Source organism: Streptomyces sp. NPDC034086, from assembly GCF_055575515.1.
Map to the genome: position 1 here is coordinate 68,176 of NZ_JBVISM010000017.1, position 21,126 is coordinate 89,301.

Below are 21,126 nucleotides of genomic sequence, written 5' to 3' on the forward strand. Positions count from 1 at the left end.
ATCACGGAATGGATCATTCCTATCCATGATTGCGCAAAAGAATTGGCCGGCGGCAATACATCGCGTGTAAGTATGCCGATAATTGCGGTGGCGGGACTGCCGGAGTTGAATGCGGCGAGTTCCAACAAGTGTCGGAAGAAGGGGAATTAAGTCCCCCGTGAGACGCACTCCACATCACATGGTCATCACAAAGCGCGCGATTCGCCCGGGCTGCGCTTCAACGCGCGGTAACGTCGATTGAGTGCGTACCGACCAAATGCTTGCCCGTCTGGAGCCGGTGTTCGCCCGGCTCGACCGGGAACCAGAGCGACCGGCTCATCTGCAAACTCCGCAGATGAGCCGGCATCGCGTCGTGCTCCTCTCCGCGACGCTCGCCTTCTACCTGGTGACCGTCGTGGCCGTGCTGACGACCTCCTGGCTCGTCCGCCTGGACTGGCAGATCATGTTCTTCCGGCCCTACGAGCAGTGGCCGCAGGTGCACGCCTTCCTCGACTACCTCGTCGTGCTCGGCCAGCGCGGGCCCACCGCCGTGATGGTCGCGGCCTGGCTCGGCTGGCGCTCCTGGCGCCAGCACACCCTGCGCCCGCTGATCGCGCTCGGCGTGGCACTGCTGCTGCTCAACATCACCGTGGGCTCCGTGAAGCTCGGCCTCGGCCGGCTCGGCCCGCACTACGCCACCCAGATCGGTTCGGCCGAACTCTTCGCCGGCGGCGATATATTCCCTTCGGGCCACACCGCCAACGCCGTGGTGACCTGGGGGATCCTGGCCTACCTGGCCTCCACCACCGTCACCCGCCGGGTGCTGTCCGTGCTCTCCGCCGTCGTCTCGCTGAGCGTCGGCGCCACCACCGTGTACCTCGGCACCCACTGGGTGAGCGACGTGCTCCTCGGCTGGACCGCCGGACTGCTCATCATGCTGGCGCTGCCCTGGTTCGAGCCGCTCATCAGCCGCGCCGAAGCCTACGTCTTCGAGCTGCGCGAGCAGTGGCGCCGCCGGCTGGAGGAGGGCCGGATCTCCGAACCCGTCGCCGCCGCGATCACCCCGCTGCTCTCCGCGGGCGGCAAGTGGCAGCCCGGACGCGCCGGCGCCGACGGGGAGGAAGGGGCCCCGGCGCCCGCCGCCCAGGCTCCCACCGCGCACTCCCCCGCGCTGCGCCCCGCGGCGCACCAGCTCTCCCGCCAGCACGTCATCCGCTCGGAGCGGACGCCGCTCACGCCGGGGGGCAGCCGCCGCCCGGCCCACACCGAGCGGGCCTCCGCCCGGGGGGCCTCGGCCCGCCCGGCCACCGGCGGCTGACCCGCGCGGGGCCGGTACGCACAGCCCCACCCCGCACCGCGAGAAACGGCGGGCCGGTCCCTCGGACCGGCCCGCCGTCGGCGTTCATATGTCCGGACACGTCAGCCCGGTGAGCGGATGTTCCTCCGTGCCGGGTCACACTTGTGTCACGGGTTGTCGACAACCACCGCGGTAATCCCGGCGCGGCGCGGCACCTTTCGAATTCCGCCCGCTAAACGGAAATCCGGGGCCCGGACTTACTCCTGCCGGACTTCCGCGGTCCTGTCCACCGCCCGGCCCAGCAGGTCCCTCAGAGCCCGGATCCGGTCCGACAGCTCGGGCGGCTCCACCACCTCGAACTCACAGCCGAGCATCATCACGTGAATCACCAGGACGTCGAGGCTGACCGCCCCGGTGCGCAGCAGGCAGCTCTCCGCGTCGACCGGTTCCAGCACCCCGTCGGCGGGCCCGACGATCCCCGCCGCCTCCTCGGCGGGGACGCGCAGCCGCAGCAGCGCCCGTGCCGCGTACGCGCCGTGCGACACGCCCCGGGACACGTAGGCGGCGAGGTCATCGGCCGGTGCCGGGCGCGGTACGAAGCGCGGACCGTGCGGCGGGCGGGGCTCGATCCGGTCCGCGCGGAAGGTCCGCCAGTCCTCCCGGTCGAGGTCCCAGGCGACGAGGTACCAGCGCCGCTCGGTGCACACCAGCCGGTGCGGCTCCACGACGCGCCGGCTGACGTCGCCGCCGTGGTCCCGGTAGCCGAACCGGAGCCGCTCGCTGTCCCGGCAGGCGGCGGCGAGCTCCGTGAGCACCGAGGGGTCGACGGTGGCCGGACCGGGGCCGCGCAGCATGGGCACGGTGAACTCGTTGAGCGCCGAGACCCGTCGGCGCAGCCGGGACGGCAGCACCTGCTCCAGCTTCGCCAGGGCCCGTACGGAGGCCTCCCCGATCCCCTCGACGCCGTGGCCGGCGGCCGTGCGCAGCCCGACGGCGACCGCGACGGCCTCGTCGTCGTCCAGCAGCAGCGGCGGCAGCTCCGCCCCGGCCCCGAGCTGGTAGCCGCCGCCGGTGCCGGGGCTGGCGTTCACGGGGTAGCCGAGCTCGCGCAGCCGGTCGACGTCCCGGCGCACGGTGCGGGACGTGACTCCGAGCCGGGCGGCGAGGTCGGCACCGGTCCATTCCCGGTGGGCCTGGAGGAGGGAGAGCAGGCGAAGCAATCGCGCGGAGGTCTCGAGCACGCCCCCAGTGTGCCGCCTCCCCCCGCACCCGGCGGGCGGCGGACTCCCGTCAGGGCGCCGGGGCGGGGGACGGGGCCGCGGGGCCCGGGAACGCCGCGGACGGGACGGGCTCCGCCGGAGCGGGGGCGGCGGAACTCGCGGGCGCCGGCTTCACGGCCGGCACCGCGGGAGCCGGGGCGGCGGAACTCACGGGGGCCGGGCTCGCCGGGGCCGGGCTCGCCGGAGCCGGCGCCACGGGACCCGGGGAGGCCGACTGCGCCGGGGCCGGCTTCGCCGGAGCCGGGGTGGCGGGCCCCGCGGGGACCGGCTCCGCCGGGGGCTCGGCGGGCGGCTTCACCGGGGGGAGGGTGAGGAAGAGGCCCACCTTCAGCCGCGTCGGGGCCGGCCCGATCAGCGGGCGGTTCGCTTCGTAGAGGGGACGCCAGCCGCCGGGCACCCGGCGGCGGCGGGCGATGCCGTCCAGCGTCTCCCCCGCCCGCACCACGTGCATCCGCCCCGCCAGCCCGTACCGCTGCGCGCACACCGGCCACGCCTCCCAGCCCTGCGCCGCCAGCACCTCCTCCGCGACCCGGATCTGCTGCTCACGGCTCGCCAGGTCGGCCCGCGCGGCGTACACCGGCCCCCCGTACGCCTCCCACGTCGGCTGCGAGAACTGCAGGCCCCCGTAGAAGCCGTTGCCCGTGTTCACCGCCCACCGCCCGCGGCTCTCGCAGTCCGCGACGCAGTCCCACGGCCACTGCCCGCCCGGACCGCAGTCCCCCGGCCCGGTGCCGATCACGCCCGGCGAACCCGGGTGCGCGGCACCCGCCGGGCCGGACACCGGTGGCGGCGGGGCGGCGACCGCGCCGGCTCCCGGCGGCAGGACGAGCACCAGCGCGGCGACCGCCGCGGCCACGGCGGCGGCCGCCGCGCGCCGCATACAGAGATCGGGCATCGGCTCACGCTACGGAGCCCCGGCTCCCCGCCCGCCGCGCCACGCGGCACCCGTCCCCGCCCCACCCGGACGGCCGATACGGACCGCACCCCCCGCACGACAGAAAACAGGCGCCAACTGGGCACGAACGGGCAACAGTTGGCATCAAGCAGAACTCCCGGTCGGACGGTTCACTCTTCCGGGTGGCCGGTTCGATTCCGTTCCCTCAAACGGCGTGACCCCGGCCACCGCTCCTCCGTTGATCCCGGCGAGCCGGGAACCCCCCGGCCTCCGCACGAATGAGGAGCCACCCCGTGCCGCGCATGCTCGACGTCAGTCTTGAGGTACGTGCCGAGATCGGTGACGAAGAAGCCGACAGGCTGCTCACCGGCGACGACGCCCCGGGCAGTTACGACTGCACCTCCTGCCGCACTCCCGGCGACCCCGAGACCGACCCCACGAGCACCGTGCTCTTCGTGGGCGAGGAGACCGCCGTCCTCGCCTTCGCCCACGCCGCCTGCATCCCCTCGCAGGTCGTCGCCGTCTCCGAGGAGCAGCTCCAGGGCGCGGTCCGCAGCATCACCGGCGACAGCCCGGCCCCCGCCCAGGAGCAGGCCGGCGGCACGGCTCCGCAGTCGGTCCCCGGCGGCCAGGCGGTCCTCGGCATCACCAGCGGCCTGGTCCTGATCGCCGGGGAGCTGCACCCGGCGCTGGTCGTCGAGCCGACCGCTCCCATCGCCCGGCCCGGCACCACCGGCCCCGGCGACGACTTCCTCCCGCTCCTCATCGAGCAGGGCTTCATCCCGGTCACCGACACCAACGAGGTCCCGTCCGCCCTCGCCGGCTGGTCGGTCCTGCTGGCCGGCGGGCAGCTGCACGCCGTGCTCCAGCCCGGCCCCGAGGGCGGGCAGCAGGTGGCGTGGTGGCAGGCGCACCAGGCGCTGAGCGTGACCGACGGCTGGCGGGCCGCCGTCAACAAGACGCAGCGGGTGCTCCTCTACGCCGCCCCGGTCGGCTCCATCGGCCAGCAGCCGCGCGAGGACCTGCTCCGCGACGCCCTCGACAAGGCCGCGAGCAATGGCAAGCTGGTCGGCGCCTCCATGCCCCTGGCGGGCACGCCCGGCGCCTGAGTTCCTCCCCTCCCCGCCCGGAAACGGCCGTCTCGCCCCCGCCGAGGGGGCCGGGCGGCATGCGCCGGGGGTGCGCGGTCCGTCCCGCGCACCCCCGGCGATCTGCGTTTTTTCCGCCCCTTCACCCCGCATCCGCAGGGCGCCGGTTTCGTTGGCTGATACGTGCATTCATACGACCCCTCCCGCGCCCCGTTCCGTGCGAGCAGCGCCTCGCACACCCCGATCTACGACAGCCTGTACTCGGAGTACCTGCGCGCCTTCCGGGCGCTGCCGGGCGACCGTACCGGCGAGGAGGACCTCGGCTTCACCGCGTTCTCGTACGGCAGCGGGTACACCGGCACCTCGTACGGCGCCGGCACGGGCAGCTCGTACGGCAGCGGCTGGAACGGTTCCTCGTGGCAGCAGGCCGATACCTGGCAGCCCTCGTACGTCCCGCAGCAGGCCCAGCCGGCGTACTCGTACGCGGGCGGCTCCGGACACGGCGGCGGGCGGCAGCACCAGACCGGGATGCAACACGTCCCGGCGGCCCTGCCGCCCGCTCCGCGCCGGGGCTACTGATCCCGGACCGCCGCTACTTCTTCTTCTTGTACTGCGCGCCGCGCTTCTCGCGCACCCGCACCGAGATGTGGAGCGGGGTGCCCTCGAAGCCGAACTCCTCGCGCAGGCGGCGCTCGATGAAGCGACGGTAGCCGTGCTCCAGGAAGCCGGAGGCGAAGAGGACGAACCGCGGCGGCTTGCTGCCCGCCTGGGTACCGAACAGGATGCGGGGCTGCTTGCCGCCGCGGATCGGGTGCGGGTGGGCCGCGACGATCTCGCCGAGGAAGGCGTTCAGCCGGCCGGTCGGGACGCGCGTCTCCCAGCCCGCGAGGGCGGCCTCGATCGCCGGGACCAGCTTCTCCATGTGGCGGCCGGTCTTCGCGGAGACGTTGACGCGGGGCGCCCAGGAGACCTGCTGCATCTCCGTCTCGATCTCGCGCTCGAGGTAGTAGCGGCGCTCCTCGTCCAGCTCGTCCCACTTGTTGTAGGCGATGACGATCGCGCGGCCGGCCTCGACGGCCATGGTGATGATGCGCTGGTCCTGGACGCTGATGTTCTCGGTGGTGTCGATCAGGATGACCGCCACCTCCGCCTTCTCCACGGCGGCGGCCGTGCGCAGCGAGGCGTAGTAGTCGGCGCCCTGCTGGAGGTGGACCTTCTTGCGGATGCCCGCGGTGTCCACGAACTTCCAGGTGACGCCACCGAGTTCGATCAGCTCGTCGACCGGGTCGCGGGTGGTGCCGGCCAGCTCGTTGACGACGACGCGGTCCTCGCGGGCGACCTTGTTCAGGAGGGAGGACTTGCCGACGTTCGGGCGGCCGATCAGGGCGATGCGGCGCGGGCCGCCGAGGGCCGTGCCGCCGAAGCTCTGCTCGGGGGCCTCCGGGAGGGCCTCCAGGACGGCGTCGAGCATGTCGCCCGTACCGCGGCCGTGCAGCGAGGAGACCGGGTGCGGGTGGCCGAGGCCCAGGGACCACAGCGCGGCCGCGTCGGCCTCGCCGCTCTGGCCGTCGACCTTGTTGGCGCACAGGACCACCGGCTTGCCGGAGCGGCGCAGCAGCTTGACGACGGCCTCGTCGGTGTCGGTGGCGCCGACCTTGGCGTCCACGACGAAGACGACCGCGTCGGCGGCCTCGATGGCGTACTCGGCCTGGGCGGCGACGGAGGCGTCGATGCCGAGGACGTCCTGCTCCCAGCCGCCGGTGTCGACGACCTTGAAGCGGCGGCCGGCCCACTCGGCCTCGTACGTGACGCGGTCGCGGGTGACGCCCGGCTTGTCCTCGACGACGGCCTCGCGGCGGCCGATGATGCGGTTCACCAGGGTCGACTTGCCCACGTTCGGGCGGCCGACGACGGCGAGGACCGGGAGCGGGCCGTGGCCGGCCTCCTCGATCGCGCCTTCGACCTCCTCGAGGTCGAAGCCTTCCTCCGCGGCGAGCTCCATGAACTCCGCGTACTCGGCATCGCCAAGTGCTCCGTGGTCGTACTGGTCGTTCATGAAGTCCGTTCCTCGTCGTTCGTGGTGATCGGTGGCACCCGCGCAGCGCGGTTCCACTACTAGGTCAAGTCTCGCTCAGCGCCCGGTGAGGCGCTTGGCGTCGGCCAGGTGGGCGGTCAGCCGTCCCTGGATGCGTACGGTGGCCTCGTCCAGCGCGGTGCGCGTACGACGGCCCGTGCCGTCCCCGGCGTCGAAGGCCGAGCCGAAGACCACGTCGATGCGGCTGCGCAGCGGCGGCAGGCCCTTGACGAGCCTGCCCCTGGCCTCGGTGCTGCCGAGGACGGCGACCGGCACGACCGGGGCGCCGCTGCGGACCGCGAAGTAGGCGAGTCCGGCGCGCAGGGACGCGAAGTCGCCGTCGCCGCGGGTGCCCTCGGGGAATATGCCGAGCGCGCCGCCGTTCTCGAGGACGGCCAGGGCCCGGGTGACCGCGGTGCGGTCGGTGCCGGTCCGGTCGACCTTCACCTGCCCGATCCCTTCCAGGAAGGGGCCGAGCGGGCCGACGTACGCCTCCTTCTTGATCAGGAAGTGCAGCGGCCTCGGCGCGGTGCCCATGACCATGGGTCCGTCGATGTTGTGCGCGTGGTTCACGGCCAGGATCACGGGGCCGGAGGCGGGCACCTTCCAGGCGCCCAGCACGCGCGGCTTCCACAGCCCGTACATGAGGCCGATGCCGATGCGCCTGCCGGCCGCCGCCCCCTTGAGGGAGGGCGCTTCGCTCACTTGCCCCGCCGCTCTTCCACCAGGGTGACCACGCATTCGATCACCCGGTCGAGCGTGAGGTCGGTGGTGTCCACCTCGACGGCGTCGTCGGCCTTGGCCAGCGGGGAGGTCTTGCGCCCGGAGTCGGCGGCGTCACGCTTGATCAGGGCCGCCTTGGTGGCCGCGAGGTCCGTGGCCTCCTTGCCGCGCAGCTCACCGCTGCGGCGTGCGGCGCGGGCCTCGGCGGAGGCCGTCAGGAAGATCTTGAGGTCGGCGTCGGGCAGGACGGTGGTGCCGATGTCCCGGCCCTCGACGACGATCCCGTCGGCCTCCTCGGCCGCCGCGGCGGCGATGGAGCGCTGGAGGTCGGTGATCAGGGCGCGCACCTCGGGGACGGCGCTGACGGCGCTGACCTTGGAGGTGACCTCCTGCGTGCGGATCGGGCCGGAGGCGTCCAGGCCGTCCACCGTGATGGTGGGGGCGGCCGGGTCCGTACCCGAGACGATGGCCGGCTTGCCGGCGGCGAGGGCGATCGCCTGCGGGTCGTCGGTGTCGACGCCGTTGGTGATCATCCACCAGGTGATGGCCCGGTACTGGGCACCGGTGTCCAGGTAGCGCAGCCCGAGCTTGGCGGCCACGGCCTTGGAGGTGCTGGACTTGCCCGTGCCGGAGGGACCGTCGATGGCGACGATCACGGCGGACGGAGCGGCGGTTTCCACGGTGCGGGCACCTTCCTGGTTGCGCGTACGTGTGCGGGCGCGCCAAAAGCGCCCCCGCACCAGGTTACCGGCCCCGGGCGCCCTCCGTTCCCGGCCGGTTCCGGCCGCCCCTCGCGGGGCGCCATCACTGCTGCCTGAGCGCCCAGCCCCGCTCGCGCAGCTCGGCGGTGAGCGGGGCCACGGCCCGCGGCTCGACCATGAGCTGTACCAGGCCGGCCTGCTGGCCGGTCGCGTGTTCGATCCGCACGTCCTCGATGTTGACCCCGGCCCGGCCGGCGTCCGCGAAGATCCGCGCCAGCTCGCCGGGCTTGTCGCTGATGAACACCCCGACGGTCTCGTACGCCGTCGGCGCCGCGCCGTGCTTGCCGGGGACGCGGACCCGGCCCGCGTTGCCGCGCCGGAGGACGTCCTCGATGCCCGCGGCGCCGCCCTTGCGCTCGGCCTCGTCGGCGGACTGGAGGCCGCGCAGCGCCTCCACGGTCTCCTCCAGGTCGGCGGCGATGCCGGCCAGGACGTCGGCCACCGGTCCCGGGTTGGCCGAGAGGATCTCCACCCACATCCGGGGGTCGGAGGCCGCGATGCGGGTCACGTCCCGGATGCCCTGCCCGCACAGCCGGACCGCCGTGTCGTCGGCCTCCTCCAGGCGGGCGGCGACCATGCTGGACACCAGCTGCGGGGTGTGCGAGACGAGCGCCACCGCCCGGTCGTGGGCGTCGGCGTCCATCACCACGGGGACGGCCCGGCACAGGGCGACCAGCTCCAGGGCGAGGTTGAGGACCTCGTGGTCGGTGTCCCGGGTGGGGGTCAGCACCCAGGGCCGGCCCTCGAACAGGTCGGCCGTCGCCGCCAGCGGGCCGGAGCGCTCCTTGCCGGCCATGGGGTGGGTGCCGATGTAGGCGGAGGTGTCCGCGCCCAGCGCGGCGAGCTCGCGGCGCGGGCCGCCCTTGACGCTGGCCACGTCCACGTAGGCGCGGGCCAGGCCGGCGCCGATCGCGTCGGCCAGCGCGGCGGCCACGTGGGCCGGCGGTACGGCGACGATCGCGAGGTCGACCTGGCCCTCGGGGGCGTCGTCGGTACCGGCGCCCAGGGCGGCGGCCGTGCGGGCCTGCGCCGGGTCGTGGTCGACGAGGTGGACGCTGATCCCGCGGCCGGTCAGGGCGAGCGCCGCCGAGGTGCCGATCAGTCCGGTTCCGATGACGACGGCGGTTCTCACGGAGCGCTCCAAGGGTGATGCGTAACGGCGGGGCCTGACTCAGGGTAGCCACTCCGTACCGCGCGAGGACCCGGCGGTCCGCCCTGTGGACGGTGCCGGGTGCTCGCGGGGGTCGGGGCGTCGCCGACGGGCCCGGCGTCGCCGGTACCGATCCGGGACCGTGCTGCGGGCCGGGCCTCGGACCTGGCTCCGGGCCGGGGCTCCGGGACCCGGACGAGGTCACCCGGGTCGCCCGGTACCGCCACTCGGCGCCCGGCGGCCCGGTCCGGTGCGGTAGAACCACCCGCATGATCTTCCACATCGTTCCGCTCGCCGCGTGGAGTGCCGCTCCCGGGTCCCCGTACGCCCCCGCCTCGCTCGCCTCCGAGGGGTTCGTGCACTGCTCGGCGGACCGGGACACCGTGCTCGCCCTCGTGGAGTCCCGCTACCGGGAGACGCCCGGGCCCCTGCTCGCCGTGGAACTCGACGAGGCCGCCCTGACCTCCGAAGTCCGCCGGACGGGCCCCGGGGACCGGTACCCCCACGTCCACGGGCCGTTGAACCGCGACGCCGTGCTCCGCGTGTGGGAGGTCGTACGCACACCCGGCGGCCGGGCGGACCTGGTCCCCCGTCAGCCGGAGTGAGACGGACGGTGTGGCGGGCTTCTCCTCGGGCCCGCCGCGCGCCAGGATGCACCTCGCCAGCCCGGCCACCCAGCAAGGAGCCCCGCATGACCGAATCCCCCACCGCCCGGCGCACCGTACTGGCGGCCGGAGCCGCCGCCCTGGCGGGCGGCACCCTCGCCGCCTGCGGCTCCGGCACGGAGAAGCCTCCGACGGGCACCTCGGCCCCGGGCACGGCCCCGGAGCCGCTCCTGAAGTCCTCGGCGGTACCGGTGGGCGGCGGCACGGTGCTCAAGGAGGAGAAGCTGGTGGTCACCCAGCCGACGGCGGGCTCCTTCCGCTGCTTCACGGCGGTGTGCCCGCACCAGGGCTGCCTGGTGAACAAGGTCGAGAACGGCACGATCGACTGCCCCTGCCACGGCAGCAGGTTCAAGGTGGCCGACGGCGCGGTGGCGCAGGGGCCGGCGACCAAGCCGCTCGAGGAGAAGAAGATCAGCGTGTCCCCGCAGGGGGAAATCTCGCTCGCGTAGCGGGCGCCGCGCCGCCTACCCTCCCGGGATGGACGACCTCACCCTGGTCCGGGACCACACGATCTACGCCTGTGTGATGGGCTCCCGCGCCTTCGGACTGGCCACGGAGGCGAGCGACACCGACCGGCGCGGTGTCTTCCTCGCCCCCACGCCGCTCTTCTGGCGGTTCGAGAAGCCCCCGACGCACGTCGAGGGGCCCCGGGAGGAGGAGTTCTCCTGGGAGCTGGAGCGCTTCTGCGAGCTGGCGCTGCGCGCCAACCCGAACGTCCTGGAGTGCCTGCACTCCCCGCTGGTGGAGCGGATCAGCCCGGTCGGCGAGGAACTGCTCTCCCTGCGCGGGGCCTTCCTCTCCCGCCGGGCCCACACCAGCTTCAGCCGCTACGCGGTCTCCCAGCACGGCAGGCTCCTCGCGGACGTCCGCCTCCACGGCGCCCCCCGCTGGAAGCACGCCATGCACCTGCTGCGCCTGCTGGCCTCCTGCCGGGACCTGCTGCGCACCGGCCGGCTCACGGTCGACGCGGGCCCGGACCGCGAGCGCCTCCTCGCGGTCCGGCGGGGCGAGCTGGGCTGGGACGAGGTCGACGCCTGGATGACCCGCCTCGCCGAGGAGTCCGAGGCCGCCCTCGCCTCCACCCCGCTGCCCGCCGAACCGGACCGGGCCCGCGTCGCCGACTTCCTCCACCGCGCCCGCCGCGCCTCGGCGGTCTGACCACCGGGCACCGCCGGACGCCGCCGGGAAGGGCTCAGGCGTCCCAGAGCGCGCCGAAGGCGAGCAGTTCCTCGCGGTACTCGATGCGGCCCTCCCAGTCCCGGGGCCAGACGTCCGCGCCGAGGTGGGCGCCGGCGAAGGCACCGGCCAGGCAGGCGATCGAGTCGGAGTCCCCGGCCGTGCAGGCCGCGCGGCGCAGGGCCGTCAGGGGCTCCTCCGGGAAGAGCAGGAAGCACTGGAGGGCGGTGGCCAGGGCCTCCTCCGCGATCCACCCCTCGCCGGTGGTCAGGCAGGGGTCGGTCTCGGGGGACGGCGTGCGCAGGGCGGCGGCGAGGCGGTCCAGCACGGCCAGGCACTCGTCCCAGCCCCGGGCCATGAAGGACTCCGGGGAGGCGTCGCAGGCCGTCCGCGTCCACAGGTCCCCGAGCCAGCGCTCGTGGTAGCGGGTGCGGTTCTCCAGGGCGTACGAGCGCAGCTGCCCGACCAGGCCGGTGACCTCGGCTCCCCGGGCGAGGAGGTGCACGGCGCGCGCGGTCAGGTCGGAGGCGGCCAGGGCGGTGGGGTGGCCGTGGGTGAGGGCCGACTGGAGCTGGGCGGCGCCCGCCCGCTCCTCGTCGGTCCAGCCGGGGACCAGCCCGACCGGGACCACGCGCATGTTGGCGCCGCAGCCCTTGGAGCCGATCTGGCTGGCGTCGCGCCAGTCGCGCTCCGGATCGTTCAGCAGGCCGCAGGCGACCAGGCAGGTCCGGCCGGGGGCCCGGTTGTTCTCCGGGGAGTGGTACCAGTCGACGAACTCCTCGCGGACCGGCCGCGCCAGCCGCAGCGGGCCCACCCGGCCCCGGTCGGCGGCGGTGCGTATGCCGCGCGCCAGCGCCAGGGTCATCTGGGTGTCGTCGGTGACGAGCGCGGGGCGGGGCAGCCGCATCTCGCGCCACGGACCGGTCTTGGCGAGGATCGACGGAACGTCGTGGAACTCCGTCGGGAAGCCGAGGGCGTCGCCGAGGGCCAGGCCGATGAGGGCGCCCGTCGCGGCACGCTTGGTGGCGGTCACAGGGTGGGTCCTTCCGAGGGGCGGAGCAGGGGCGGGTGCAGGGTGGTCGCCGGTCCGGCCCGGTACAGGGCGGCGGGTTTGCCGCGGCCCCCGGTCAGCCGGGCGGCTCCCGGCACGGCCTCGACGAAGCCGGGCGTGGCGAGCACCTTGCGGCGGAAGTTCGGGCGGTCCAGGGAAGTGCCCCAGACGGTCTCGTAGACGGCCTGGAGCTCCCCGAGGGTGAACTCGGGCGGGCAGAAGGCGGTGGCCAGGCAGGTGTACTCCAGCTTCGAGCCGACCCGCCGCCGGGCGTCCGCCAGGATCAGCCCGTGGTCGAAGGCGAGCCCCTCGGCCCCGCCCACCGGCACCCACCGGGCCCGGTCGGCGTCCCCGCCGCCCTCCTCGGCCGGTTCCGGCATGTCGGGGACCAGGGCGGTGAAGGCCACCGACACCACCCGCATGCGGGGGTCCCGGTCCGGCTCGCTGTAGGTGCGCAGCTGTTCCAGGTGAAGGGCGGCGACGACCTCCGGCGGCAGGCCGGTCTCCTCGGCCAGCTCGCGGCGGGCGGCCGTCTCGGCGGACTCCCGGGGCAGGACGAAGCCGCCGGGGAGCGCCCAGGCTCCCGCGTACGGTTCCCGGCCGCGCCGGATCAGCAGGACGTGCAGGGCTCCGCCGCGCACGGTGAGGACGGCGAGGTCGACGGTCACCGCGAAGGGCTCGAAGGCGTGCGGGTCGTACGACGCGGGGGCATGCGGTCCGGGACGGTCCTCACGGCCGCCCGCCGCCGGGGCGCTCACCGGCGCTCCGGGAGGGGCGCCGCGAAGTGCCAGCCCTCGGCCAGCAGGCCGTCGACCGCCGCCACGGCCGTTTCGAGCCGGGTCCGCCGGTCCCCGCCGACGACCAGGAAACGCCTCCCGGTGCGGGTGAGTTCCCGCCGGAAGCGGGCGGTCATCCACGGTCTGAGTCCGGGGCCGTCGCGCAGCCCGTCGTCCTCGAAGGGGACGCCCTCGTGGTCGGTCAGCAGGTAGAGGTCGCGGGGGCGGCGGGCGGCGATCTCCTCGACCTCCGCGTTGCGGCCGCCGAGGTAGCGCTGGTGCCAGATGCCGGTGGCGAAGGAGTCGGTGTCGCAGAAGAGCACCGGGGAGCCGAGCCGGGCGGCCCGCTCCTCGGCCTCGTCCTGGCGGCGGGCGATCACCGGGAACTCCGGCGAGCCGAAGGACACGTCCTCCCAGGAGGCGGCCGGGTCGGCCGCGCGGGCGGCCGCGAGCTTCTCCTCGCTGTACTGCCGCCCGTACTCGGGGACCCAGCCCGTCTTCGCCCACACGCCGCCGCGCCGCCGGTAGTGCGCCGCCAGTTCCCGCGAGAGGGTGGTGGTGCCGGTGGACTCGGCGCCCAGGACGACCACCCGCCGGGCGAGGGCGGCCCGTACGCCGGGTCCGAGGAACTCCCAGCAGCGGACCGGGTCCTCGCGCACGGCGGTGCCCGACACGGGGAACAGGGTGCGCGCCGGGTCCACGCTGACCTCCTGGGCGCCGAACCGCCGGGCGAGTTCGGTCCCGTACTCCTCCGAGGTGAAGACGGCGTCCACGCGCCGGCCCACGGCGCTGCGGAAGACCGCCATGTGCGCCTCCCAGACGTCGGGGTCGTGCAGGTCGACGGGGATGTCGTCGACCGCGCCGACCACCTCGGCCCCGGGGTGCGCCTCGCGCATCCAGGCGACCCGGTCGGCGAGCGGAACCGACTCGACGGAAGCGGCGCAGACCAGGACGGTCAGCCGCTCGCACTGGTCCTGGGCGGTGCGCACCAGGTGGTGGTGGCCGGCGTGCGGCGGGTAGAACTTGCCCAGCACCAGCCCGTGGCCGTAGCGCTCGCCGCCGCTCATGCCGTCGCCTCCAGGGCCGTGCGGGCGCCGCGGGCCGGGAGCGTCCGGTGCCAGCCGACGAGTCCGGCCACGCACAGGGCGAGGAAGCCCGTGTAGAGGACCGAGGTCAGGTACAGCCCCTTGGACGCGTAGAGCGGGATGAAGACGAGGTCGGCGGCGATCCACAGCCACCAGGACTCCAGGAGCTTGCGGCACTGGCCGTAGGTGGCCATGAGGGAGAGCCCGGTGGTGAGGGCGTCCCAGAACGGGACGGTGGAGTCGCTGACCCGGCCGAGCAGCAGGGTCAGGGCGGCGGTCCCCACCGCCCCCGCCACCAGCAGCCCGGCCCATTCGGCGCGCGTGGTGCGGCGCACCGGCAGGGCTCCGGCGGTTCCTGGTCCACCCCCGTGGGTCCAGGACCACCAGCCGTAGGCGGCGAGGGCGATGAAGACGATCTGGAGCCCGGCGTCGGCGTAGAGGCCGGCCTGGGTGAACAGCACGATGAAGAAGAGGTTGTTGGCGATCCCGACCGGCCAGTTGGCGAGGTGCTGCCGGGCCACCAGCCAGACGCACACGGCGCCCGTGGCGAAGCCGAGGATCTCGGTCCAGCTCGTGTTCCAGCCCATGGGGCCGCCCTCCCTTTATAGTCACTCTGACTATAAACACGGGGGCGGCCGGCGGCAAGCACCGGGACGGACCGGGGCGCCGAGCGGCGGCGGCAAACGGAGAACCCGCGGCGCCGGAGGGCGCCGCGGGTTCTCGGGGACTTCGGGGGCGGGGGCCTACAGGCCGACCTCGCGCATCAGCATGCCGACCTCGGTGTTGGTCAGGCGGCGCAGCCAGCCGGACTTCTGGTCGCCCAGCTCGATCGGACCGAAGGCGGTCCGGACGAGCTTGTCCACCGGGAAGCCGGCCTCGGCCAGCATGCGGCGGACGATGTGCTTGCGGCCCTCGTGGAGGGTCACCTCGACCAGGTAGTTCTTGCCGACCTGGTCGACGACGCGGAAGTTGTCGGCGCGGGCGTAGCCGTCCTCCAGCTCGATGCCCTCCTTGAGCCGCTTGCCGATGTCACGCGGCAGCGAGCCGGTGATGGCGGCGACGTAGGTCTTCTGCACGCCGTACTTCGGGTGGGTGAGGCGGTGGGCCAGCTCACCGTGGTTGGTGAGCAGGATGATGCCCTCCGTTTCGGTGTCGAGCCGGCCGACGTGGAAGAGACGGGTCTCACGGTTGGTGACGTAGTCGCCGAGGCACTGGCGGCCGTCCGGGTCCTCCATGGTGGAGACGACACCGGCGGGCTTGTTCAGCGCGAAGAACAGGTACGACTGCGTGGCGACGGTCAGGCCGTCGACCTTGATCTCGTCCTTCGGCAGGACGCGCTTGCCCTGCTCCAGCACGATCTCGCCGTTGACCTCGACGCGGGCCTGCTCGATGAGCTCCTCGCACGCCCGGCGCGATCCCATGCCGGCACGGGCGAGCACCTTCTGCAGACGCTCGCCCTCCTCCTCGGCGCCCGGGAAGGTCTTCGGGGTCTTGATCACGGGCTTGTCGGCGTACCGGTCGCGCACGCGCTCCTCGATCCGCGCCTCCAGCTCGCGGGGACGCGACTGGCCGCTGCGGCTCCCCGGACCGCGGCGCGGGCCGCCGGCCCCGCCGATGCCGGGCGTCCGGGAGGTCTTGGGGCCGCCCTTGGCACCGCCGCGCGCGGCCGCGCCGCGGGCGCCGCCGCCACCGGCCTTGGGGCCGCTGCGGCCGTTGCGCTCGCCCTCGGGGCCGACGTCGTAGCGGCGCTCCTCGGGGCGGGGGTTGCGGGGCCGCTGGGGCGCCTGGTCGCGGTCACGGTCGCGGCCGCGGGAGTCGGAGCCGCCGCCCTGGTACCCGCCGGAGGAGCCGCCGCGGTAGCCGCCCCCACCGGAGGAGCTGCCGCCGGAGGAGCCTGCGCCCCGGTAGCCACCGCCCCCGCCGGAGGAGGAGCCACCGCGGTAGCCACCGCCGCCGGAGGAGCCGCCGCGGGAGCCACCGCGTCCGCCGCCACCGCCGCCGCTGTTCCTGTTGCCGCCACCGTTGCCGTTGCCGCTGCTTCGCATCAAAGTTCCGTCGTCTTGTCGTCGTCTACGTCAGTGTCCGGTGCGTCCGGATCGAACGACGGCACACCTTCTTGCGTCTCGGCTTCGATCGCGTCCGCCTCGGGAAGGAAGGGCGCGAGCTCCGGGAGCTCGTCCAGGCCTCGCAGGCCCATCCGCTCCAGAAAGTAGTTCGTCGTCCTGTACAGGATCGCACCTGTTTCGGGTTCCGTGCCCGCCTCGGCCACCAGACCCCGCTGGAGCAGGGTCCTCATGACCCCGTCGCAGTTGACTCCGCGGACCGCCGAGACCCGCGAGCGGCTCACCGGCTGGCGGTACGCGACCACCGCCAGGGTCTCCAGGGCCGCCTGGGTGAGCCGGGCCTGCTGACCGTCCAGGACGAAGGCCTCCACGGCGGCCGCGTACGCGGGCCGGGTGTAGAAACGCCAGCCCCCGGCGACCAGCCGCAGCTCGAAGCCGCGGCGCTGCGCGGTGTACTCGTCGGCGAGGGCGCGCAGGGCGTCGTCGACCTCGCGCGGTGTGCGTTCCAGCACCTTGGCGAGGTGTTCGGCGGTCGCGGGCTCGTCCACGACCATCAGGACGGCCTCCAGCGCGCCCTTCAGCTCCAGCCGGTCCTGCACCCCGGTCTGCACTCCGGTCACCGCGCCACCTCCACGACTCGGTCGAACTCGTCCGTCACCCTCGGCGTCCCGTCGCCGTCGCCGCCGCACCAGCGCACCGTGAGGGTGAGCAGGGCCTCGGGCTGGTCGAGGGCCACGGCCTTCTCCCGGTACAGCTCCAGCAGCGCCAGGAAGCGGGCGACGACGGTGAGGGTGTCCGGGGCGTCCTCGGTCAGCTCCTGGAACGTCGCCTCGCCGCGCGTCCTGAGGAGGCGTACGACGTGCCCGGCCTGCTCCCGCACGCTGACGAGGGGGGCGTGGATGTGGTCGACGTACACCTGCGGCGCGGCCTTGGGCCGCATGGCCCGCACCGCGAGGCGGGCGAGGCCGTCGGCGCCGATGCTGATGACCACCTCGGGCAGCAGCTCGGCGTGGTGCGGCTCCAGCCCGACGGTCCGGGGGTAGCGCCTGCCCTCCGCCTCGGCACGGTCCTGGAAGATCGCGGCGATCCGCTTGTACGCCTTGTACTGGAGCAGCCGGGCGAAGAGCAGGTCCCGGGCCTCCAGCAGGGCCAGGTCGGCCTCGTCCTCGACCTCGGCGGCGGGCAGCAGCCGGGCGGCCTTCAGGTCGAGCAGGGTCGCGGCGACGACGAGGAACTCGGTCGTCTGGTCGAGGTCCCAGTCGGGGCCCATGGCCCGGATGTGGGCCATGAACTCGTCGGTGACCTTGGACAGCGCGACCTCGGTGACGTCGAGCTTGTGCCGGGAGATCAGCTGGAGCAGCAGGTCGAAGGGGCCCTCGAAGTTGTCGAGGCGCAGCGTGAACCGCCCCTCGCCCGCGCCGGCCGCGCCGGGCGCGTCCGGGGCTCCGGGCTCCGGCAGCGCTCCGGTGACGCTCCTGTCCGGCCCCTCAGGGGCCGGTGGGACCGTCGCGGCGCCCTCTCCGCCGCCGGACGTGCCGCGGGCCGCTGCGGGCGCCCCAGGGGCCTCCTGGGCCGCCCCTGGCCCTCGGCCGAGGCTCCGGCGGGCCGGGCGGGCGGCGTCTTCGTTCGGGGGCATCGCGGTCCAGGGTGGTACGGGAGGTCGGCCGGCCGGCCACATGCAGCCTAGGCCCTGACCGGGCGGCCGCGCGGACGCCGCCGCCCCGGCGCGGGGTGGCCGGCCGGACAAAGGGCCGGGCGGCGGGCCGGCGGACGGGGCCGCCGGAGCCAGGGGTCCGACGAGCGGGCAAGCCGTCAGCGGCCGCGCAGGCGGCGGACCAGGATGCTGGCGTCGCCCCGGGACTCCAGGTCCGCGAGGACCACCGCCACCGCCTCGCGGACGATGCGGCCGCGGTCCACGGCGAGCCCGTGCTCACCGCGGAGCACCAGGCGGGCGTGTTCCAGGTCCATGAGCTCCTCGGCGGAGACGTAGACCGTGATCTTCTCGTCGTGCCGTTCGCGCCCGCTCGGCCGCCGGTTCGCGCCCCGGCCCTGGCCCTTGCCGGGCCGGGGCGACGACGCCCCGGCCGCGGTGGCAGAACCTTCCTGCGGCCTGCGCTGCGCGCCCACCGCCGGTTCGCCGGCCTCCCGGCCCCGGGCGTCCCCCGTGGTCCGCGTCGTGCCGTCCGCCGGTGCGGCCGTGCGCTCCGTGCCCGTGGCGCCCGGCGCCTCCTCGGCGCCCCGCCGCGGCGAGGACGACTGGAGGGCCGTCCCTCCGGTGGTGCGGAACAGTTCGTCGGCGCCGGGCAGACTCACTCGGCGGGACACCGGGCGAGCACCTCCCTGGCCAGCTGGCGATAGGCGGCCGCGCCGACGGAGTTCGACGCGTACGTGGTGATCGGCTCGCCGGCGACCGTGGTCTCCGGGAAGCGCACCGTCCGGCCGATGACCGTGTGGTAGACGTGGTCGTCGAAGGCCTCGACCACGCGGGCCAGCACCTCGCGGCTGTGCACCGTACGGGAGTCGTACATGGTGGCGAGGATGCCGTCGAGTTCCAGCTCCGGGTTGAGCCGCTCCTGGACCTTCTCGATGGTCTCCGTGAGGAGGGCGACGCCCCGCAGTGCGAAGAACTCGCATTCCAGCGGCACGATGACCTTGTGAGCCGCCGTCAGGGCGTTGACCGTCAGCAGGCCGAGCGAGGGCTGACAGTCGATCACGATGTAGTCGTAGTCGGCCATCAGGGGCTTCAGCGCCCGCTGGAGCGTCGACTCGCGCGCGACCTCGCTCACCAACTGCACTTCGGCGGCGGACAGGTCGATGTTGCTCGGCAGCAGGTCCATGTTGGGGACCGCGGTCTTGAGCAGCACCTCGTCGGCCGACATGCCCCGCTCCATGAGCAGGTTGTAGACCGTCAGGTCGAGTTCCATCGGGTTCACGCCGAGGCCCACGGACAGCGCGCCCTGCGGGTCGAAGTCGACGAGCAGCACGCGGCGCCCGTACTCGGCGAGCGCGGCACCCAGGTTGATGGTCGACGTGGTCTTGCCCACGCCGCCCTTCTGGTTGCACATCGCGATGATCTTCGCCGGACCGTGGTCGGTCAGCGGACCCGGGATCGGGAAGTACGGGAGCGGGCGTCCGGTCGGGCCGATCCGCTCGCGGCGCTGGCGGGCAGCGTCGGGCGCGAGGGTGGCCGCGTACTCGGGGTCGGGCTCGTATTCCGCGTCGGGGTCGTAGAAGTGCCCCTCGGGCACCTGGTCGTAGTCGGCGAAACCAATGGGCGTATCGCCACCGTGGTCGCCGGCCGTGGAGTTCACGTCTAGGCCGTCCATGCTCTTTTGGGGCGTCGTCATGTGCTGGTGGTTTGCGAAGGTGCGGACCGCGACGGAGCCGACAGCTTCGAGCCCGGCAGGACCCTGTCCCCGCTCAGGCGTCCCTGCTCGACCACCTCCAGGAGCAAATGTCGACTCATTCACAAGTCGTCTTACCTCCTCGGACGTGACCAGGACACTTATCGATAGGTCAGCGTTGCACCATGCCGACGGTTGGCGACTCTATGGCGTGTCACCGCCCAGCGGCAACACAATCCACCGGACCCGGCACGATGTGTCGGCAACCGAACACCACTCTGTCAAGGGCGTGCGCGCTGTCACTGCGAATTTTCGCGGGTGTGCGAAAGGGTTAAAGGGTTACGTTCGAGGCGAGTTGAGCGGGCCCGGCGGGCGGCCCGCGAACGCGTCCGGCCGGACCTTGCGGGCAAGGTCCGGCCGGAGACGTGAGATTGACGTCAGTCGTTGACGGTTCAGCCGAGCAGCGTGCCGAGCTCGAGGGTCTCGAGGCCGTGGGCCTCGGCGACGGGACCGTAAACGACCTTGCCCTCATGGGTGTTGAGGCCCAGCGCCAGGGCCGGGTCACGGCGCAGCGCCTCGACCCAGCCGAGGTTCGCGAGCTGCACGATGTAGGGCAGGGTCGCGTTCGTCAGGGCGTAGGTGGAGGTGTTCGGCACCGCGCCCGGCATGTTGGCGACGCAGTAGAAGACCGAGTTGTGGACCTGGAAGGTCGGCTCGGCGTGGGTGGTCGGACGGGAGTCCTCGAAGCAGCCGCCCTGGTCGATCGCAATGTCGACAAGGACACTTCCGGGCTTCATCTTGGCGACGAGCTCGTTGGTGACCAGCTTCGGGGCCTTCGCACCCGGGATCAGCACGGCACCGATGACGAGGTCGGCCTCGACGACGGCCTTCTCCAGCTCGTAGGCGTTGGAGACGATCGTCTTGATCTTCGTGCCGAAGATCTTGTCGGCCTCGCGGAGCTTGTTGATGTCGCGGTCGAGCAGGGTCACGTGGAAGCCCATGCCGATGGCGATCTGCGCCGCGTTCCAGCCGGAGACGCCGCCGCCGATGACCACGCACTCGCCGGCGTGGGTGCCGGGGACGCCGCCGGGGAGGACGCCGCGGCCGCCGGCCGAGCGCATCAGGTGGTAGGCGCCGACCTGCGGGGCCAGGCGGCCCGCGACCTCGGACATCGGGGCGAGCAGCGGGAGCGCGCGGTTGGCGAGCTCGACCGTCTCGTACGCGATGGCGGTGGTGCCGGACTCGAGGAGCGCGTCCGTGCACTCGCGGGAGGCCGCCAGGTGCAGGTAGGTGAAGAGGGTCTGGTCCTTGCGGAGGCGGTGGTACTCCTCCGCGATGGGCTCCTTGACCTTCAGCAGCAGGTCAGCGGTCTGCCAGACCTCGTCGGCGGTGCCGAGGATCTCGGCACCGGCGGCGACGTACTCGGCGTCCGTGATCGAGGAGCCGACACCGGCGTTCTGCTCGATGAAGACCTGGTGGCCGTTGCGGACCAGCTCATGCACGCCGGCGGGCGTGATGGCGACCCGGAACTCGTTGTTCTTGACCTCGCGGGGGATGCCGACCTTCATCGTCGATCACGGTCCTTGGCTCAGGGGATTTTACGGGGCACTTCCATACATACCCGCCCACAAGAACGCGCAACGGGATGCACCACTGATGTCGTGGTGAAGCCAGTCTAATGAAGGATGAGGCGCTGTCTAGCCTTGCAAACGAATAACT

22 protein-coding genes are annotated in these 21,126 nt (G+C 73.6%); 6 read left to right on the plus strand and 16 right to left on the minus strand.

The features are described from left to right. The first annotated feature begins 241 nt into the window (after positions 1–241). Positions 242–1,297 carry a phosphatase PAP2 family protein gene (locus ACZ514_RS28210; RefSeq protein ID WP_468173279.1) on the plus strand — a complete coding sequence of 352 codons (1,056 nt, stop codon included), beginning with the start codon at positions 242–244 and terminating at the stop codon, positions 1,295–1,297. A 236-nt stretch (positions 1,298–1,533) separates the two neighbouring features. Here the strand turns inward: ACZ514_RS28210 and ACZ514_RS28215 are convergent, their stop codons facing one another. Together ACZ514_RS28215 and ACZ514_RS28220 are read right to left on the minus strand one after the other, a co-directional pair. Continuing rightward, positions 1,534–2,517, minus strand: a complete 984-nt coding sequence (locus ACZ514_RS28215) for a helix-turn-helix transcriptional regulator (protein ID WP_469125985.1) — start codon at positions 2,515–2,517, stop codon at positions 1,534–1,536. A gap of 49 nt (positions 2,518–2,566) precedes the next feature. Continuing rightward, a complete protein-coding gene (locus ACZ514_RS28220) occupies positions 2,567–3,451 on the minus strand; it encodes a LysM peptidoglycan-binding domain-containing protein (protein ID WP_469125986.1) in 885 nt (294 codons plus the stop codon). A gap of 293 nt (positions 3,452–3,744) precedes the next feature. Here ACZ514_RS28220 and ACZ514_RS28225 point away from each other — a divergent pair, with 293 nt between their 5' ends. Both ACZ514_RS28225 and ACZ514_RS28230 read left to right on the plus strand, forming a co-directional pair. Further along, positions 3,745–4,560 (plus strand): hypothetical protein, encoded by an 816-nt coding sequence (locus ACZ514_RS28225; RefSeq protein WP_468173286.1) that lies wholly within the window; start codon positions 3,745–3,747, stop codon positions 4,558–4,560. 162 nt (positions 4,561–4,722) lie between these two features. Continuing rightward, complete coding sequence (locus ACZ514_RS28230; protein WP_469125987.1) at positions 4,723–5,118, plus strand: hypothetical protein; 396 nt, start codon at positions 4,723–4,725, stop codon at positions 5,116–5,118. A gap of 13 nt (positions 5,119–5,131) precedes the next feature. Here ACZ514_RS28230 and der read toward each other — a convergent pair whose 3' ends face one another. From der to ACZ514_RS28250, 4 genes are all read right to left on the minus strand, one after another. Beyond that, positions 5,132–6,595, minus strand: a complete 1,464-nt coding sequence (der, locus tag ACZ514_RS28235) for a ribosome biogenesis GTPase Der (RefSeq protein WP_467893416.1) — start codon at positions 6,593–6,595, stop codon at positions 5,132–5,134. 75 nt (positions 6,596–6,670) lie between these two features. Further along, positions 6,671–7,354: a lysophospholipid acyltransferase family protein gene (locus ACZ514_RS28240; RefSeq protein ID WP_468173290.1), complete on the minus strand. Its 684-nt coding sequence runs from the start codon at positions 7,352–7,354 to the stop codon at positions 6,671–6,673. Continuing rightward, positions 7,315–8,016 carry a (d)CMP kinase gene (cmk, locus tag ACZ514_RS28245; RefSeq protein ID WP_468173292.1) on the minus strand — a complete coding sequence of 234 codons (702 nt, stop codon included), beginning with the start codon at positions 8,014–8,016 and terminating at the stop codon, positions 7,315–7,317. The genes ACZ514_RS28240 and cmk overlap by 40 nt, the downstream gene beginning before the upstream one ends. Positions 8,017–8,140: 124 nt before the next feature. Continuing rightward, the gene (locus ACZ514_RS28250) at positions 8,141–9,229 is read right to left on the minus strand and encodes a prephenate dehydrogenase (RefSeq protein ID WP_468173294.1); all 1,089 of its coding nucleotides are present in this window, start codon (positions 9,227–9,229) and stop codon (positions 8,141–8,143) included. A gap of 287 nt (positions 9,230–9,516) precedes the next feature. On the opposite strand from ACZ514_RS28250, the gene ACZ514_RS28255 reads away from it, so the two are divergent. The 3 genes from ACZ514_RS28255 (at position 9,517) to ACZ514_RS28265 (ending at position 11,070) form a co-directional block, all read left to right on the plus strand. Further along, complete coding sequence (locus ACZ514_RS28255; RefSeq protein WP_468173296.1) at positions 9,517–9,852, plus strand: DUF952 domain-containing protein; 336 nt, start codon at positions 9,517–9,519, stop codon at positions 9,850–9,852. A gap of 86 nt (positions 9,853–9,938) precedes the next feature. Further along, positions 9,939–10,361, plus strand: coding sequence for a Rieske (2Fe-2S) protein (locus ACZ514_RS28260; protein ID WP_468173298.1), 423 nt, complete (start codon positions 9,939–9,941; stop codon positions 10,359–10,361). Positions 10,362–10,389: 28 nt separating this feature from the next. Next, a complete protein-coding gene (locus tag ACZ514_RS28265; protein ID WP_468173300.1) occupies positions 10,390–11,070 on the plus strand; it encodes a nucleotidyltransferase domain-containing protein in 681 nt (226 codons plus the stop codon). A gap of 34 nt (positions 11,071–11,104) precedes the next feature. On the opposite strand, the gene ACZ514_RS28270 is transcribed toward ACZ514_RS28265, so the two are convergent. From ACZ514_RS28270 to ald, 10 genes are all read right to left on the minus strand, one after another. Next, positions 11,105–12,121: an ADP-ribosylglycohydrolase family protein gene (locus ACZ514_RS28270; RefSeq protein WP_469125988.1), complete on the minus strand. Its 1,017-nt coding sequence runs from the start codon at positions 12,119–12,121 to the stop codon at positions 11,105–11,107. Then, a complete protein-coding gene (locus ACZ514_RS28275; RefSeq protein ID WP_468700054.1) occupies positions 12,118–12,897 on the minus strand; it encodes an NUDIX hydrolase in 780 nt (259 codons plus the stop codon). The genes ACZ514_RS28270 and ACZ514_RS28275 overlap by 4 nt, the downstream gene beginning before the upstream one ends. Next, complete coding sequence (locus tag ACZ514_RS28280; protein WP_468173306.1) at positions 12,894–13,982, minus strand: AAA family ATPase; 1,089 nt, start codon at positions 13,980–13,982, stop codon at positions 12,894–12,896. Before ACZ514_RS28280 ends, ACZ514_RS28275 begins: the two co-directional genes overlap by 4 nt. Further along, on the minus strand, positions 13,979–14,587 hold the full coding sequence (gene pnuC / locus ACZ514_RS28285; RefSeq protein WP_468173308.1) for a nicotinamide riboside transporter PnuC: 609 nt from the start codon (positions 14,585–14,587) through the stop codon (positions 13,979–13,981). The genes ACZ514_RS28280 and pnuC overlap by 4 nt, the downstream gene beginning before the upstream one ends. Positions 14,588–14,743: 156 nt before the next feature. Beyond that, complete coding sequence (locus ACZ514_RS28290; RefSeq protein WP_468173310.1) at positions 14,744–16,045, minus strand: pseudouridine synthase; 1,302 nt, start codon at positions 16,043–16,045, stop codon at positions 14,744–14,746. Further along, the gene (gene scpB, locus ACZ514_RS28295; protein ID WP_468173312.1) at positions 16,045–16,683 is read right to left on the minus strand and encodes an SMC-Scp complex subunit ScpB; all 639 of its coding nucleotides are present in this window, start codon (positions 16,681–16,683) and stop codon (positions 16,045–16,047) included. The genes ACZ514_RS28290 and scpB overlap by 1 nt, the downstream gene beginning before the upstream one ends. Next, positions 16,680–17,699 carry a segregation and condensation protein A gene (locus ACZ514_RS28300; RefSeq protein WP_469125989.1) on the minus strand — a complete coding sequence of 340 codons (1,020 nt, stop codon included), beginning with the start codon at positions 17,697–17,699 and terminating at the stop codon, positions 16,680–16,682. Before ACZ514_RS28300 ends, scpB begins: the two co-directional genes overlap by 4 nt. A 176-nt stretch (positions 17,700–17,875) precedes the next feature. Beyond that, a complete protein-coding gene (locus ACZ514_RS28305; RefSeq protein ID WP_468173316.1) occupies positions 17,876–18,388 on the minus strand; it encodes a hypothetical protein in 513 nt (170 codons plus the stop codon). Then, positions 18,373–19,533 (minus strand): ParA family protein, encoded by a 1,161-nt coding sequence (locus ACZ514_RS28310; protein ID WP_125604141.1) that lies wholly within the window; start codon positions 19,531–19,533, stop codon positions 18,373–18,375. Before ACZ514_RS28310 ends, ACZ514_RS28305 begins: the two co-directional genes overlap by 16 nt. Before the next feature lie 326 nt (positions 19,534–19,859). Continuing rightward, entirely contained in the window at positions 19,860–20,975 is a 1,116-nt protein-coding gene (gene ald, locus ACZ514_RS28315; protein WP_468173318.1) for an alanine dehydrogenase, read from the minus strand. Positions 20,976–21,126 lie beyond the last annotated feature (151 nt).